The 13,918-nt window shown below is 64.5% G+C and carries 15 protein-coding genes, 1 tRNA gene and 1 pseudogene; 9 read left to right on the top strand and 8 right to left on the bottom strand.

Annotation, left to right across the window (positions count from 1 at the left end; translation table 11 throughout):
• Positions 1-50: 50 nt before the first annotated feature.
• Positions 51-389, bottom strand: coding sequence for a P-II family nitrogen regulator (locus NO357_RS04005; RefSeq protein ID WP_306734314.1), 339 nt, complete (start codon positions 387-389; stop codon positions 51-53).
• Between the two features lie 171 nt (positions 390-560).
• On the opposite strand from NO357_RS04005, the pseudogene NO357_RS04000 reads away from it, so the two are divergent.
• Positions 561-2,188: pseudogene (locus NO357_RS04000) on the top strand (NAD(P)H-hydrate dehydratase).
• A gap of 31 nt (positions 2,189-2,219) precedes the next feature.
• Here NO357_RS04000 and NO357_RS03995 read toward each other — a convergent pair.
• The gene (locus NO357_RS03995) at positions 2,220-2,717 is read right to left on the bottom strand and encodes a Hint domain-containing protein (protein ID WP_306734313.1); all 498 of its coding nucleotides are present in this window, start codon (positions 2,715-2,717) and stop codon (positions 2,220-2,222) included.
• A gap of 137 nt (positions 2,718-2,854) precedes the next feature.
• Here NO357_RS03995 and NO357_RS03990 point away from each other — a divergent pair.
• The 3 genes from NO357_RS03990 (at position 2,855) to NO357_RS03980 (ending at position 5,470) form a co-directional block, all read left to right on the top strand.
• Positions 2,855-2,939, top strand: a tRNA-Leu gene (locus NO357_RS03990).
• A gap of 138 nt (positions 2,940-3,077) precedes the next feature.
• A complete protein-coding gene (gene tig / locus NO357_RS03985; protein ID WP_306734312.1) occupies positions 3,078-4,412 on the top strand; it encodes a trigger factor in 1,335 nt (444 codons plus the stop codon).
• Positions 4,413-4,501: 89 nt separating this feature from the next.
• Entirely contained in the window at positions 4,502-5,470 is a 969-nt protein-coding gene (locus NO357_RS03980) for a hypothetical protein (RefSeq protein ID WP_306734311.1), read from the top strand.
• 11 nt (positions 5,471-5,481) lie between these two features.
• Here NO357_RS03980 and NO357_RS03975 read toward each other — a convergent pair whose 3' ends face one another.
• Positions 5,482-6,564 carry a PLP-dependent transferase gene (locus NO357_RS03975; protein WP_306734310.1) on the bottom strand — a complete coding sequence of 361 codons (1,083 nt, stop codon included), beginning with the start codon at positions 6,562-6,564 and terminating at the stop codon, positions 5,482-5,484.
• Between the two features lie 113 nt (positions 6,565-6,677).
• Here NO357_RS03975 and NO357_RS03970 point away from each other — a divergent pair, with 113 nt between their 5' ends.
• Positions 6,678-7,097 (top strand): DUF1330 domain-containing protein, encoded by a 420-nt coding sequence (locus tag NO357_RS03970; RefSeq protein ID WP_306734309.1) that lies wholly within the window; start codon positions 6,678-6,680, stop codon positions 7,095-7,097.
• A gap of 276 nt (positions 7,098-7,373) precedes the next feature.
• On the opposite strand, the gene NO357_RS03965 is transcribed toward NO357_RS03970, so the two are convergent.
• The 5 genes from NO357_RS03965 to rpsF form a co-directional block, all read right to left on the bottom strand.
• Entirely contained in the window at positions 7,374-8,585 is a 1,212-nt protein-coding gene (locus NO357_RS03965; RefSeq protein WP_306734308.1) for a cytochrome P450, read from the bottom strand.
• Between the two features lie 64 nt (positions 8,586-8,649).
• Positions 8,650-9,141: a lytic transglycosylase domain-containing protein gene (locus tag NO357_RS03960; RefSeq protein WP_306734307.1), complete on the bottom strand. Its 492-nt coding sequence runs from the start codon at positions 9,139-9,141 to the stop codon at positions 8,650-8,652.
• Positions 9,142-9,304: 163 nt separating this feature from the next.
• Positions 9,305-9,949 (bottom strand): 50S ribosomal protein L9, encoded by a 645-nt coding sequence (gene rplI, locus NO357_RS03955; RefSeq protein WP_306734306.1) that lies wholly within the window; start codon positions 9,947-9,949, stop codon positions 9,305-9,307.
• Between the two features lie 12 nt (positions 9,950-9,961).
• On the bottom strand, positions 9,962-10,189 hold the full coding sequence (rpsR, locus tag NO357_RS03950) for a 30S ribosomal protein S18 (protein WP_009805008.1): 228 nt from the start codon (positions 10,187-10,189) through the stop codon (positions 9,962-9,964).
• A gap of 26 nt (positions 10,190-10,215) precedes the next feature.
• The gene (rpsF, locus tag NO357_RS03945; RefSeq protein ID WP_306734765.1) at positions 10,216-10,569 is read right to left on the bottom strand and encodes a 30S ribosomal protein S6; all 354 of its coding nucleotides are present in this window, start codon (positions 10,567-10,569) and stop codon (positions 10,216-10,218) included.
• 369 nt (positions 10,570-10,938) lie between these two features.
• Between rpsF and NO357_RS03940 the strand changes: the two genes are divergently transcribed.
• The 4 genes from NO357_RS03940 to NO357_RS03925 all read left to right on the top strand — a co-directional run bounded on the left by NO357_RS03940 (position 10,939) and on the right by NO357_RS03925 (position 13,769).
• The gene (locus tag NO357_RS03940) at positions 10,939-11,424 is read left to right on the top strand and encodes a hypothetical protein (RefSeq protein ID WP_306734305.1); all 486 of its coding nucleotides are present in this window, start codon (positions 10,939-10,941) and stop codon (positions 11,422-11,424) included.
• 153 nt (positions 11,425-11,577) lie between these two features.
• Positions 11,578-12,519 (top strand): ACP S-malonyltransferase, encoded by a 942-nt coding sequence (gene fabD, locus NO357_RS03935; RefSeq protein WP_306734304.1) that lies wholly within the window; start codon positions 11,578-11,580, stop codon positions 12,517-12,519.
• A gap of 75 nt (positions 12,520-12,594) precedes the next feature.
• Positions 12,595-13,332, top strand: a complete 738-nt coding sequence (fabG, locus tag NO357_RS03930; protein ID WP_306734303.1) for a 3-oxoacyl-[acyl-carrier-protein] reductase — start codon at positions 12,595-12,597, stop codon at positions 13,330-13,332.
• A gap of 203 nt (positions 13,333-13,535) precedes the next feature.
• Positions 13,536-13,769, top strand: coding sequence for an acyl carrier protein (locus tag NO357_RS03925; protein ID WP_306734302.1), 234 nt, complete (start codon positions 13,536-13,538; stop codon positions 13,767-13,769).
• The last annotated feature ends 149 nt before the right edge of the window (positions 13,770-13,918 follow it).

The following is a 13,918-nucleotide window of genomic DNA, read 5'->3' as shown; positions in this document are numbered from 1 at the left end:
TTGAGGTCTGTTTGCGGCACCGGATAAGCTCCGGCAGCCGGGGCTAAGCGTCAGAGCGCGTCGGGGCCGGACTCGCCGGTGCGGATGCGGATGGCCTGTTCGACCGAGCTGACAAAGATCTTGCCGTCGCCGATCTTGTTGGTCTTGGCAGCGCCGATGATGGCTTCGATCGCGGCGTCGACCTGATCGGCCTCGAGCACGACCTCGAGCTTCACCTTGGGCAGGAAGTCGACCACGTATTCGGCGCCGCGATAGAGCTCGGTATGGCCCTTCTGGCGGCCGAAGCCCTTGACCTCGATCACCGAGAGGCCCTGCACGCCCACATCCTGGAGCGCCTCTTTCACCTCGTCGAGCTTGAACGGCTTGATGATGGCTTCGATCTTTTTCATGTGGCCTCTCCCTCGGCTGCGTCTTCGAACGGGTCAGACCACTTCCCATCGGGGTTCACAATTCGTTAGGATTACGGCAGGCAAGGCCGCGGCGGCGAAAATCAGGTGTTGCCTAAATTTTGTGCACTATGCCCGCGGACTGGGCAGAATTGAATCGAGAGCGCTGAAACCATGACCGAATTGCTGACCGCGGCGCAGATGCGGGCGATTGAAACGGCGGCCATCGAGTCGGGGTCTGTGACGGGCCTTGAACTGATGGAGCGCGCTGGGCGCGGCGTGGTCGAGGCGGTGTTCGAGGAATGGCCGGAACTGGCCAAGACCTCGCACCGGGCGGTGGTGCTGTGCGGGCCGGGCAACAATGGCGGCGACGGGTTTGTGGTGGCGCGGCTCTTGAAAGAGTGGGGCTGGGAGGTGGAGGTGTTTCTCTACGGCGACCCCGACAAGCTGCCGCCGGATGCGCGGGTGAATTATGAGCGGTGGGGGGAGATGGGGGAGGTGAAACCCTTGTTAGGCAATTCGCCTATCTATGATCCTCTGCCCGATTTGTCTGTTGACGCGCTTTTCGGAACTGGGTTGGAGCGTCCATTAAGGGGCGAGCTTTTTGAGATTGCGAAGGATGCAATGAATTGCCGCCCGTTCTGGTGCGAGGTGGCGGTTGACATTCCGTCGGGTCTTCATGCCGATACCGGTAGGATACTAGGAGCGGCGTTTCCCGCGGAGCTATCTGTCACGTTTCATCGAGCAAAACTTGGTCATTATCTTGAGAATGGCCCGGAGCTTTGTGGGAAGGTGGTTGTCAAGGATATCGGGCTGAAGTGATGGGTAAGTTAGAGCAACACACCGAGGGCAGCCCCCGGCCGCGGGTGGGGGTGAAGCCCCCGCCCGGGGGGGCGGTCGGGGGCTGCCCGGCGGTGCCGGGCGAGGTGGTGAAGTTGATCGAACAACCGGCGGAATACCTCGAAAAGTTTTACAGCGACCACAAATATGATCACGGCCACGCCCTGATCCTGTCGGGTGGGGCCGGTAAAACCGGCGCGGCACGATTGGCGGCGCAGGGGGCACTGAGGATCGGCGCGGGGCTGGTGACGCTGGGGGTGCCGGGAGCGGCGCAGATGGAGGTGGCATCACAGGTGACGGCGGTGATGCTGAGGCGGGCGGGGACGCCCGACGAAGTGACCGGGGTGCTGGAGGATGATCGGCTGAATGCGCTCTGCCTCGGGCCTGCGCTGGGAGTTGAGCGGGCGCGCGAATTGGTCGAGGTGGCATGTGGTGGGTTGAAAACCTACCCAACGCGGGCGGTCGTGCTGGATGCGGATGCGCTGACGGCGTTTGAGGGGGAGCCGGAGGCGCTGTTTGCAATGCTGAACGAGCGTTGTGTGCTGACACCGCATGGAGGGGAATTCAAGCGGCTGTTTCCGGAAATTGCCGAGATGCTGGCGGCGCCGGCGATCAAAGGCCAAGCCTATTCCAAGGTGGACGCCACCCGCGAGGCGGCGGCAAGGGCGGGTTGCGTGGTGCTGTTCAAGGGGCCGGATACAGTGATTGCCGACCCGGAGGGGCGCTGTTCGATCAACTCGGCACATTACGAACGGGCGGCGCCGTGGTTGGCGACCGCCGGATCGGGCGATGTGCTGGCTGGGTTTATCACCGGGCTGTTGGCGCGCGGGTTTTCACCGATGCAGGCGGCGGAAACGGCGGCGTGGCTGCACGTGGAATGCGCGCTGAGTTTCGGCCCCGGATTGATCGCCGAGGACCTGCCAGAGGAATTGCCGAAGGTGTTGCGTGATCTGGGATTATAAGGCGGCGGTGGCGTGAACCCTGCCTGACAGGTCAGGCCGCGTTTTCAAGCAGCTCACGCGGCACACAAGCCAGCTCCATCCCGTCGACATAAAGAATATGCGACGTGTCGAACTCCAGCACGATCAGCCGCAGCGTTTCGCGCCCGTCGAAGCGGATAAATTCGCCGTCGACCAGTTTGTGCGCGCAGGCCAGCGCCTGCGGTTTGCCGAACATCGCCTGCGCCCGCCAGTCGCGTAGAAGCACCTTTTGGCCGGCCGGAAGGCGAGTGTCGCCGTCAGGCTTGGTATGGCCCAGTGTGCCGGGCAGGATCGCGATCATGTCGCAAGTCTGCGTGACCATCGAGACGCCGCTGAGGATCGCCATGCCACAATCGCGGGTTATGATGCGGTCGCCGGGCGCGAGACACTCAACCGGCATTTTACCATCGAGGGTGAGAATGCTGGCACCCGCTGCAAAACCGGCGGGCAGAGGATGGGAGAGATCAGCGGCCGAAAGGCCGCCTTCACCCCGTGCAAACTTGTGCGTCATCGGGCAGATCCTGCTCTGGTTGCCTCATTTTTCTCAAGCACTATGACAAGATACGGTTAAAGTCGCGCTTTTTCCGTGCCGACGGGCGGAAAAAGCCTCTCGCGCCCGGGCGCGGGGTTTGCTATCACCCGCCGCACGCGGGTGTGGCGAAATTGGTAGACGCACCAGATTTAGGTTCTGGCGCCGCAAGGCGTGGGGGTTCAAGTCCCTCCACCCGCACCATCCGAAACCGGGAGGCCGTAAAGCCCCGGAAGCAACCCCCTTTCCCCCCTTGCATCGCTGGGCTGCCGACCCTAGAAGGGCGACTGATTTACCTGGGGCCTTTCCGCGCCCCCGACCCGAGATGCAAAGGACGAGAATATGCAGGTCACCGAGACCCTGAACGACGGCCTCAAGCGCGCGTACAAGCTCATGCTGACGGCACAGGAACTGGACGACAAGGTCAATGCCAAGCTGCTCGAGGCACAGCCCGAGGTTGAGATGAAGGGCTTCCGCAAGGGCAAGGTGCCGATGGCCCTGCTGAAAAAGCAGTTTGGCGACAGGATCATGGGCGAGGCGATGCAGGAATCGATCGACGAGGCCATGGGCAAGCATTTCGAGGATTCGGGCGACCGCCCGGCGCTGCAGCCGCAAATCCAGATGATCGACGGCGAAAACTGGAAACAGGGCGACGACGTCACGCTCGAGATGTCCTATGAGGCGCTGCCGGAGATCCCGGACGTCGACTTGAAAAAGGTCAAGCTCGAGAAGATGGTGGTCAAAGCCGGCGATGCCGAGATCAAGGACGCGCTGGAAAGCCTGGCCGAGACGGCGCAGGATTTCGTCGACCGGAAGAAGGGCTCGAAAGCCAAGGACGGTGACCAGGTGGTGATCGACTTCGTCGGCAAGGTTGACGGCGAAGCCTTCGAGGGCGGCGCCGCCGAGGATTACCCGCTCGCGCTGGGGTCCGGGTCGTTCATCCCCGGCTTCGAAGAGCAGCTGGTCGGCGTCAAGGCCGGCGAGGAGAAGGACGTGACCGTGACCTTCCCCGAGGATTATCAGGCCGAGCAGCTGGCCGGAAAGGAAGCCGTTTTCTCCTGCACCGTCAAGGCGGTGAAAGAACCCAAAGCCGCCAAGATCGACGATGAACTGGCGCAGAAATTCGGCGCCGAGAGCCTTGACGCGCTGAAAGGCCAGGTGGCCGAGCGCTTGGAGGCCGAGTATGCCGGTGCGGCGCGGGCGGTGATGAAGCGGGCGCTGCTCGATGCGCTGGATAAGGCTGTCAGCTTCGACCTGCCGCCGAGCCTGGTTGACGCCGAGGCCAAGCAGATCGCGCATCAGCTTTGGCATGAGGAGCACCCCGAGGTGCATGACCACAATCACGGCGAAATCGAACCCAGCGACGAGCACAACAAGCTGGCCGAGCGTCGGGTGAAGCTGGGCCTGTTGCTGGCCGAACTGGGCCAGAAGGCCGAGGTCGAGGTGACCGACGCCGAGATGACCCAGGCGATCATGAACCAGGCCCGTCAGTACCCGGGCCAGGAGCGTCAGTTCTTCGAATTCGTCCAGCAGAACGCCGACATGCAGCAGCAGCTGCGCGCACCGATCTTCGAGGACAAGGTGGTCGACTACGCCTTCGAACTGGCCACGGTGAAGGACAAGGAAGTAAAGAAGGACGCTTTGGAAAAGGCAGTCGAGGCGCTCGACGACGAGTGATCCAGCCGCGACTTACCGACGGGAGGGGCCGCCTTTGAGGGCGGCCTTTTTCGTTGCCGAATGCGGGTTTGTGCGGGCATCATCGGAGCATGGACTGGTTCGAACGGCTGACCGGGTTTGCCGAGGACAGACCGCGCGGCGTGCGCGAGCGGTTGCGTCAGGACGACGAATGGATCGAAAGCCGGGTGAATGGGCGGCGGATCCGAGCCGGGCGGTTTTCGCATCCGACGCTGGAAGAATTGCGCGCGGCGGCCATGCCGGGCCGGGCCGGGCGGCTGAGGCTTTCGGAGGTGGTGGCGGATGTGCGCGAGTTGCACCGCGATCCGCGCCACGAAGGCGCGGCGTTCCAGGTTGCGTCGCAATTCAATCTGCTGGAAATGATTTCGCCCGAGGTGACACCGGACGAGGGCATCGGCCGCTATGAGAGCGACCGTACCCAGGGACCGGCTTGTGCCCTGTCCTGCGGAGCGGGCACGATTTTTCGCAACTATCTGGTGGCGGTCGGCGGAGGGCGGCGCGGTCAGACCGCCCGGCATCAGCTCGACGGGCTCGATGCCCTGGGCGCGGCGCTGGGCAACGACGGCGGCCGGTTGTGGAAGATGCAAAACGGCTATGCCCTGGCCACTGCGGCCGGGCTTGCCACAGTGACCCGGGCCATTGCGGAAGGCGGTGCGGACGGGTTGCGTCGCCTGATCCGGGTGGGCGTGCAGGCCGAGACCGAGGTCACGCTGGATGGCGCCGGGCACTGCGTGACTCAGGTCTATTGCAGTGCGATGCCGGTGGCTTATAGCGAATTCGGGCCGGGGCCGTGGGAAGGGTTCGCCCGGCTGGCGCTGGACGCGGCCTACGAGGCGACGTTTCTGGTCGCGCGCGAGACCCGAGGACCGCTGTTCCTGACGCTGTTGGGTGGCGGCGCGTTCGGCAATCCGGTGGCGTGGATCCTAGCTGCGCTCGAGCGGGCGCTGACGCTGTTCGCGGAGTGTGATCTCGACGTGCGGATCGTGAGCCATGGCGCGGCGGACCCGGCGCTGGAAACGCTTCTCGCCCGGTTCGGGTGAGATCGTGGGCCTTATAGAGAAGACAGTGCGGTCTTGACGTTTTCGACAAGCAAATCAATCGGTTCCACGCCGCAGCTCAGGCGCAGGAAACCCGGCGCCACGTCGTCGCCCCACCGCGCCCGACGGTCGCCGCTGGAATGCAGGCCGCCGAAGCTGGTGGTCGGGGCGAAGCCGGCAAGCGACAGGAAGCGATCGGCGGTGGGGGCGTCGGCGAAGGTAGCCCCGATCAGGAAGCCCTGATCCGCCGCCTGCGGGTGCGGTGCTGGGTAGCGTGGGTCGCTGACATTGGGCGATGCCTCGAAGACCGGCAGCAGGGCCCGGGCATTGGCGCACATGCGGGCGAGGCGGATTTCCAACGTCTCCAGCCCGCGGATCAGCATCCACGCCTCCTGCGGGCCGGGGTTGAGGCCCATGAGGGAGCGCACGTTGTGCACCCGTTCCATCAGGGCCGGATCGCGACTGGCGACATGGCCCATCAGAACGTCGGAATGGCCACCCATGGCCTTGGTGTCGGAAACCACCACCGCATCGGCGCCGAGATCGAGCGGGTTCTGCAATAGCGGCGTGCAGACCGTGTTATCGACCACCAGAAGCGCGTCGGCGTCGCGGCAGCGTTCCGACATGCGGGCGATATCGATCACGTAAAGCCCTGGATTCGAAGGGGTTTCGATGATCACCATGTCGTGGGTGTCGAGCACGGCGGTCTCGATATGCTGGGCCGGGCAGGTCTCGACGGTGACGCCGAAAGGCGCGAGGATGTCGCCCAGCAGGCTGCGGGCGGCGAAATAGCCATCGGACAGCAGCAGCACGCTGTCGCCGTGTTTCAACGTTGCCATCAGCAGTCCAGCATAGGCGCCCATGCCGGAGGGAAAGCTGAGGCAGGGGGCGGCTTCGAGCGTGGCAAGGCGGGCTTCGAGCGCCTCGAGCGTCGGCGAGGCGGTGCGGCCGTAGACCCGGCCCGGCTCGGGCTGGTCGGGTAGCGCGAAAACCGACGACATGACCAGAGGATCGGGCACCGGATCGCCGGCCTCGAGATGTGCGCTGCGTTGGTGCAGCATTTTGAAAAGGCGGGATATTTTCAGGTCACTTGACATCGCGGGCTCCTGTGATCGGAGCCACTATGGGCCGGGTGGCGCAGCGTCACAAGCCCCGATGCGTTGACCTTCCGAGGGCAGGGCGGCAGGCTGTTGTGAAAGGGAGACGTGCCATGGACCATGTCGGCTTTAGCGGCGAGGAATTCCGCGCCTTCCGCGACGTGCCGCGGGGTGGGCCGATTCACATGCTGAACCTCGTGAAACTGCGGCAGCATGCCGAATACCCGGACGGCAGGACGGCCACGGGCGCCGAGGCCTATGCCGCCTATGGCCGGGAAACCGCCCATATTCTCAAAGATTTGGGCGGGCGGATCGTGTGGCGTGGCAAGATGGAGGCGATGCTGATCGGACCACAGGAGGGCGAGGACTGGGATCTGTGTTTCATCGCCGAATACCCGTCGGTCGAAGCGTTCGTGTCGATGATAAAGAACCCCGACTATCGCGAAGCCATGGTGCATCGGCAGGCGGCGGTGCAGACCTCGCGGCTTATCCGCATGGAGCCGTTGGATGTGGGGGCCAGTTTTGGCGGCTGAGGCGGCTCCGAGGCGGACGGGTTAACGCCACCGCACGGCCGATCCGGGGGGTATGGCCGTCTGGCTGGCCCGCTGGCTGGCACCGTGTCTGGCGCGCGGAGCTGCAAGAGTTTGGCAAGAATCGGGGTTAACCCGGCGCGCGGTGTGGCAGTCGGGCTCAAGCCCGGCCTACGCTTCTGCATCGCGGCGCAGGCACCGACAGGGATGCTGCCGTTGGGTGGCTGCGTTCAGGCGGATACCAGGAGATCGGCGAGCAGGTCGCGATCAGCCGTCCGGTCAGTGCAGGCGGACAGGAAGGGTAGCGTAACCGCGAAACCTGGCCAGGGGGACCAACCGCTTTTCTCCGGCGGCTTGCAGCCCGGGGAAACGCCGGACGAATTTACCGATGGCAATGCGGCCTTCGATCCGCGCCAGCGTCGCGCCAAGGCAGACGTGGATGCCGGTGATGAAAGCGATATGTTTGTTCGGTTTGCGGGTGATGTCGATGCGGTCGGGATCGCCGAACACCGCCGGGTCGCGGTTGGCGCCGGCGATCGAGGTGTGGATATAGGTGCCTTCGGGCAGGATGGTGCCGTCTTCCAACTCGAGTTCGGCCCCGGCCAGCCGGTTGCCGATCTGCAGCGGCGACTGCACCCGCAGGAATTCCTCGACCGCGGTATCGATCAGGCTGGGGTCGTCCAGCAGCAGGCGATGCTGGCCCGGTTCGTCGAGCAGCGTGCCGATGGAATTGCCGACCAGTGAGGTGGTGGTCTCGTGGCCGGCGTTCAAAAGGAAGATGCAGTTCTGGATCAGCTCTTCCTGGGTCAGGCGGCGGCCGTCATGTTCGCCGAAGATCAGCGCCTCGAGCACCTCGCCCTGATGCGCGCCTTCGGGATTGGCGCGGCGGTGGTTGATGAGATCGTCGAGGATCGCGGAGAACTCTTCAACGGCGGCGTTGCCCGCCGCCAGCCTGTCTTCGGGCACCACCGGGTCGAGCGCACCGAGGATGGCGAGCGAGAAGTCACGCAGCTTCGAGCGATAGCTTTCGGGGATGCCGAGCATGAAGGAAATGATCTCGGTCGGCAGCACCTTGGCGAAATGTTCGATCAGGTCGAGCTCGCCCATGTCCTCGACCCGATCGAGCAGCTTATCCACGATCTTGTCGATCAGCGGTTCGAATTCTGCCAGTTTGCGGGGGGTGAAGGCACCGGAGATCAGCTTGCGTACCACCGTGTGATAGGGCGGGTCGTTGAAGATCAGGCTTGTCGTGTGGTGGGTGAGCAGCGGGCATTGGCCGAATTTCTTGCCGAATTCCTGGGTCTTGTCGCTGAGCATGTCGCGCGACTGGTAAACCTTGAGGCAATCGGCATGACGGGTCAGAAAGACCGAACCGTCGGCGTTGCGATGGACCGGGCTTTCGGCGCGCAGCCGGTGCAGCGTGGGGTAGGGGTTCTCGATGAAATCCCGCCCGATGCTCATCAGGTCGAAATCGTGGATATTGCCGTCCATGTGCGCCTCCCCTCGCGTCCGGATGGGGCGATGGTAAGCGGGCTTACGACAGGGGGCAAGCGGTTCAGGTTCTGAGGCCGGTTTCCCGGAGCAGCCCGAGCCGCTTGGCCTCGTAGTAGTAACCGCGGGCATACCACATCACCGCCTCGTCGATATCGCCGCCCGAGACCAGCCACGCGCCGCGCAGGTATTTGCCAGCATATTTCAGGTTGACGTCGGGATCGAGCAGATCCGAGGGTTTGCCGCGAAAGCCCATCGAGCGGGCGGTTTCGGGCAGGATCTGCAGCAGCCCAAAATAGGGGCCGCTGCGGACATGCGGCCGGTGGGTGCTTTCCCGCACCGCCTGGCGATGCACAAGTTCGCGCGGGATCTCGTAGTGATCCGCCCATTTGTTGATCAGCCGCCGCAGGTCGGGCGTTTCGTTGGGATAGAGCGGCGGGTCGAAGGTGTCGGCCGGCGCGTTCTTGGAGCTGGTCTGATTGGGTCGGGGCGCGCAGGCGGCGAGCGGCAGGGAAGCGAGGCCCTGAAGCAGGTGGCGGCGGGTCGGGGCGATCATGGCGGACCTTTCGAAAGCTGCGGCACGACCCGTCTGCCCGAAACCGCGTTGCATGGCAAAGGGGGGCGACGCGGCGGGCGCAAACCGGGCAGAAAGCCGCCGAAACGAAAAGCGCCGCGCAGGACATCCTGCACGGCGCTGTGTTTTCGCGGTTGGGCCGGGCTCAGCGTTCTTCGCTGTCGCCTTCCTCTTCCGTGGCTTCCTCTTCGGCCTCGATCCCAGCGGCTTCGGCCAGTTCCTCGTCCTCCGAGGCAGCGGCGCCGATATCCTCGAACAGTTCGGCGATTTCGAAATCGGCCGCGGCTTCCTCTTCGGCGGCCAGCTCCTGGATCGACTTGCCCGAAGCCTGCAGATCGGCCTCTTCGGCCGAGCGGGCGACGTTAAGCTGGATCGTCACCTCGACCTCGGGGTGGAGGTTCACGATCACGTCGTGCAGGCCCAGGTCCTTGATCGGGCTGGCCAGCGCGATCTGTTTGCGGTCGAGCGAGAAGCCGTCCTCGGTGGCGGCATCGGCGGCGTCACGGGTGGTAACCGAGCCGTAGAGCGAGCCCGAGTCCGAGGCCGAGCGAATCACGATGAACTGCTGGCCTTCGAGCTTCTCGGCCAGTGCTGCGGCCTCTTTCCTGGTTTCCAGGTTCCGCGCTTCGAGCTGTGCTTTCTGCGATTCGAAGTTGGCCACGTTGGCCTCCGACGCGGTCAGCGCCTTGCCCTGCGGCAGCAGGTAGTTGCGGGCATAGCCGGGCTTGACGTCGACAACGTCGCCCATCTGGCCGAGCTTGGCCACGCGTTCGAGAAGGATCACTTGCATGTCAGTCTCTCCTTACTTCACGGCGTAGGGCAGCAGCGCCAGGAAACGGGCACGCTTGATGGCGCGGGCCAGCTCACGCTGCTTCTTGGCCGAAACGGCGGTGATGCGGGACGGCACGATCTTGCCACGCTCGGAGATGTAGCGTTGCAGCAGTTTCGTGTCCTTGTAGTCGATCTTCGGCGCGTTCTCACCCGAGAACGGGCAGACCTTGCGGCGGCGGAAAAACGGTTTTGCAGCCATGGTTTATCGTCCTTTCTTCGAGTGGATTAGCGGCGGTCGCGGCGGTCGCCGCGGTCATCGCGCTTCTGCATCTGAATCGACGGGCCTTCGGCGTGTTCGTCGACCTTGATGGTCAGCACGCGCATGACGTCGTCGTGCAGCCGCATCAGGCGTTCCATTTCCTGAATGGCCGGCGCCGGGGCGTCGGTTTTCAGGAAGGCGTAATGGCCCTTGCGGTTCTTGTTGATCTTGTAGGCCATCGTCTTGACGCCCCAGTACTCGCTGTCGACGACCTTGCCGCCATTGTCCGCGAGGACGGTACCGAAATGTTCGATCAGGGTTTCGGCCTGGGTGTTGGACAGGTCCTGACGCGAGATAAAGACATGCTCGTAGAGCGGCATGCGCGTATCCTTCATGTTCAAGCGCATTTCAAAGGAGGGGCCGTTGCGTGTCTTCCGCGGCTCCTCCACGAGAGACTGCGCGGTTCAAATCTCTTGCGGAAGACCGGCGGCGTATACGACGGTTTGTGCGATTGTGCAAGCGCAGCGGCACGGCGGTGGAAGATGGCGTCGGATCCCGCGCTGTCAGGGGCTACCGAGCCGCAACCGGCGTCGGGAAATGCGGCCAAGCCCGGCACCGGTGCGCCGCAATTTCTCCCTTTTTGCCGAAAATTTTTCGCAAAGGCTCCGTAATGCGGACGCTTTGCTGGCGGACCCTGAGTCTCGGAGGGGCAGATCCAACTGCCTCCGGAGAGCAGGAAAGGACACATTATGGTTGCGATATCTGACACGATGACTGTCGAGGACCAGCGCGGTCTGTCGATCGAAGGTCACGCCCCGAGCGGCGCGCTGAGCGGGTTTCTCGGTGTGACACTGCTGGTGGCGGCTGCCGGTCTGTGGTTGATGCCGGGGCTGAACTACGATCCGGCGCTGGTGCTGATCAAGCTGGGACTGTCGGTATTCTTTGTCATGGGCGGGATCATGTTCATCCTGGCGGCGCGCCGGGCACCGCATCCAGAGGTCTATCTCGACGGTCGCCGCGGCATCCTGCGGCTGCTGGAACGCGACATCGAAGGCCGGGTCTGCCAGCAGATCGAGATGTCCTATGATGACCTGAGCGAAATGGATTTCCGCGACGGTATGCTGATCGCGCGTGACCATCACGGCCGGGCCGTGATCGAAATGCCGGTGGAACATGCCGGCGATCTCGACGAGATCCGCGCCGCGCTGGGGCCGGCTTTCAGCCGCACCGCCTGAACGGCGGGACAACTCGGGACAGGTGGAGCCGCTGGCCGTGTGCCGGCGGTTTTCGTATTTGGCCGGGTGGTTTCGACCAGACGCCGGCAAGCGACATTGCACTGGGCGGCGGGTCACGCTATCCCGGCGCAAAGGCAATGACGGGAGGGGCAGATGAGCCGCGCATTCGTATTTCCGGGACAGGGAGCGCAGACCATCGGCATGGGCCGGGCGCTGGCCGAGGCCTATCCGAGCGCCAGGGATGTGTTCGACGAGGTCGATGCGGCGCTGGGCGAGAAGCTTTCAGAGCTGATCTGGGACGGCGACCAGGACGAGTTGACCCTGACCCAGAACGCGCAACCGGCGCTGATGGCGACCTCGCTCGCGGCGGTGCGGGCGCTGGAGGCCGAGGGGCTCAACATGGCCGATATCGCCTTCGTGGCCGGACATTCGCTGGGGGAATACTCGGCGCTGGCCGCGGCCGGGGCGTTTTCGGTGAGCGATACGGCGCGTCTGTTGCGGGCACGCGGGCTGGCGATGCAGGCGGCAGTGCCGGTGGGCGTGGGCGCGATGGCGGCGCTGCTTGGGCTTGATTTCGAGGCGGCGAGCGCGGTGGCCGAGGACGCGGCACAGGGTGAGGTCTGCCAGGCGGCGAATGACAACGACCCGAGTCAGGTGGTGGTCTCGGGTCACAAGGCGGCAGTGGAACGCGCGGTGGACCTGGCGAAACAGCGCGGCGCCAAACGGGCGGTTCTGCTGCCGGTGTCGGCCCCGTTTCATTGTGCGCTTATGCAGCCGGCGGCCGACCGCATGACAGAGGCACTGGCAGCGGTCGAAATCAACGCGCCGGTGGTGCCGGTGGTGTCGAATGTGCGAGCCGCGGGGGTGACCGATCCGGATGAGATCCGCGACCTGCTGATCCGGCAGATCACCGGCTCGGTACGCTGGCGCGAGTCGGTCGTTTACATGAGCGCGCAGGGCGTGACCGACATCTGGGAAATCGGCGCCGGCAAAGCGCTCAGCGGCATGGTGCGGCGGATCGACCGCGAGATCGCGTGTCGGGCGGTGGGAACGCCGGAGGATGTCGCCGCGGCGATGGAAAGTCTGAACGGTTGAGGCGTGCACGGCGGCGCGCGCCGCCATGAAACCGTTCCGCGCGGCGCGGTCGCCGCATAGAGGAAAGGATGAGAAATGTTTGATCTGACAGGAAAATGCGCGCTGGTCACCGGCGCGTCGGGTGGCATCGGCGGGGCGATCGCCAAGGCGCTGCATGGCGCGGGCGCCACGGTGGGTCTCAGCGGCACGCGGGTCGAGCCGTTGCAGACGCTGGCCGGTGAACTGGGTGAGCGGGCGCATGTGCTGCCGTGCAATCTGTCGGACCCGGCAGCCGTCGATGCGCTGCCGAAACAGGCCACCGAAGCGATGGGGGCGCTGGATATCCTGGTCAACAATGCCGGTATCACCCGCGATCAGGTGTTCATGCGGATGTCGGACGAGGACTGGCAAAACGTGCTCGACGTCAACCTGACCGCTACGATGCGGCTGTGCCGCGGCGCGATCCGGGGGATGATGAAGGCGCGCTGGGGGCGGATCGTGAATATCTCGTCCATCGTCGGCGCCACCGGTAATCCGGGCCAGGCCAATTACGCTGCCTCGAAGGCGGGGATGGTGGGGATGACCAAGTCGATCGCCTACGAGGTCGCCTCGCGCGGCATCACCGCCAACGCGGTGGCGCCGGGTTTCATCGCCACGGCGATGACAGACAAGCTCAATGATGATCAGAAGGCCAAGATCAACGCCCAGATTCCCGCCGCGCGGATGGGTACGCCCGAGGAGATCGCCGCCGCGGTGCTGTATCTGGCGAGCCCCGAAGCGGGTTATGTCACCGGCGCCACGCTGCATGTGAACGGCGGGATGGCGATGCTTTGAGCCGAGCGCGCGTGAAAGCGTTTGCCTTCACCGTGACCTGTGCTATAGGCGGCGCAGATTCACCTGAGCCCGGGCGCGCCCGGGCCGTGATGTCCCGCCGCACGCGGGGGGAGAGCCGCCCGAGACGGGCATTACCTCGACACCCCGCGGGGCGAGGGCAGAAAACGGGCCGTTCGCGGCCCCGAGATTATGAGGACTGATACATGAGCGACGTCGCAGACCGCGTGAAGAAAATCGTTGTAGAGCACCTGGGTGTGGAAGAAGGCAAAGTCGTCGAGAACGCCTCGTTCATCGATGACCTGGGCGCCGACAGCCTTGACACCGTCGAACTGGTGATGGCCTTCGAAGAGGAGTTCGGCATCGAGATCCCCGATGACGCGGCCGAAACCATCCAGACCTTCGGCGACGCCGTGAAGTTCATCTCCGACGCGGCCTGATCGGCCCGACGCGATCAGATTTCGGGAAACGGCCCTGCCTGGCGGCGGGGCCGTTTTGTTTTGGCCATAGCTTTTGGGGCGGGCAAATCGCCGCCCGCACGCCGCGCTGGCTCTTGCCCCGCTGCGCCAAGCCGCGTAAACAGCGCTGC

Source organism: Marimonas arenosa, from assembly GCF_030848945.1.
Classification (GTDB): domain Bacteria; phylum Pseudomonadota; class Alphaproteobacteria; order Rhodobacterales; family Rhodobacteraceae; genus Marimonas; species Marimonas arenosa.
The sequence above is the reverse complement of the archived record's forward strand: the minus strand, read 5'-3'. Positions and strand labels throughout refer to the sequence as shown.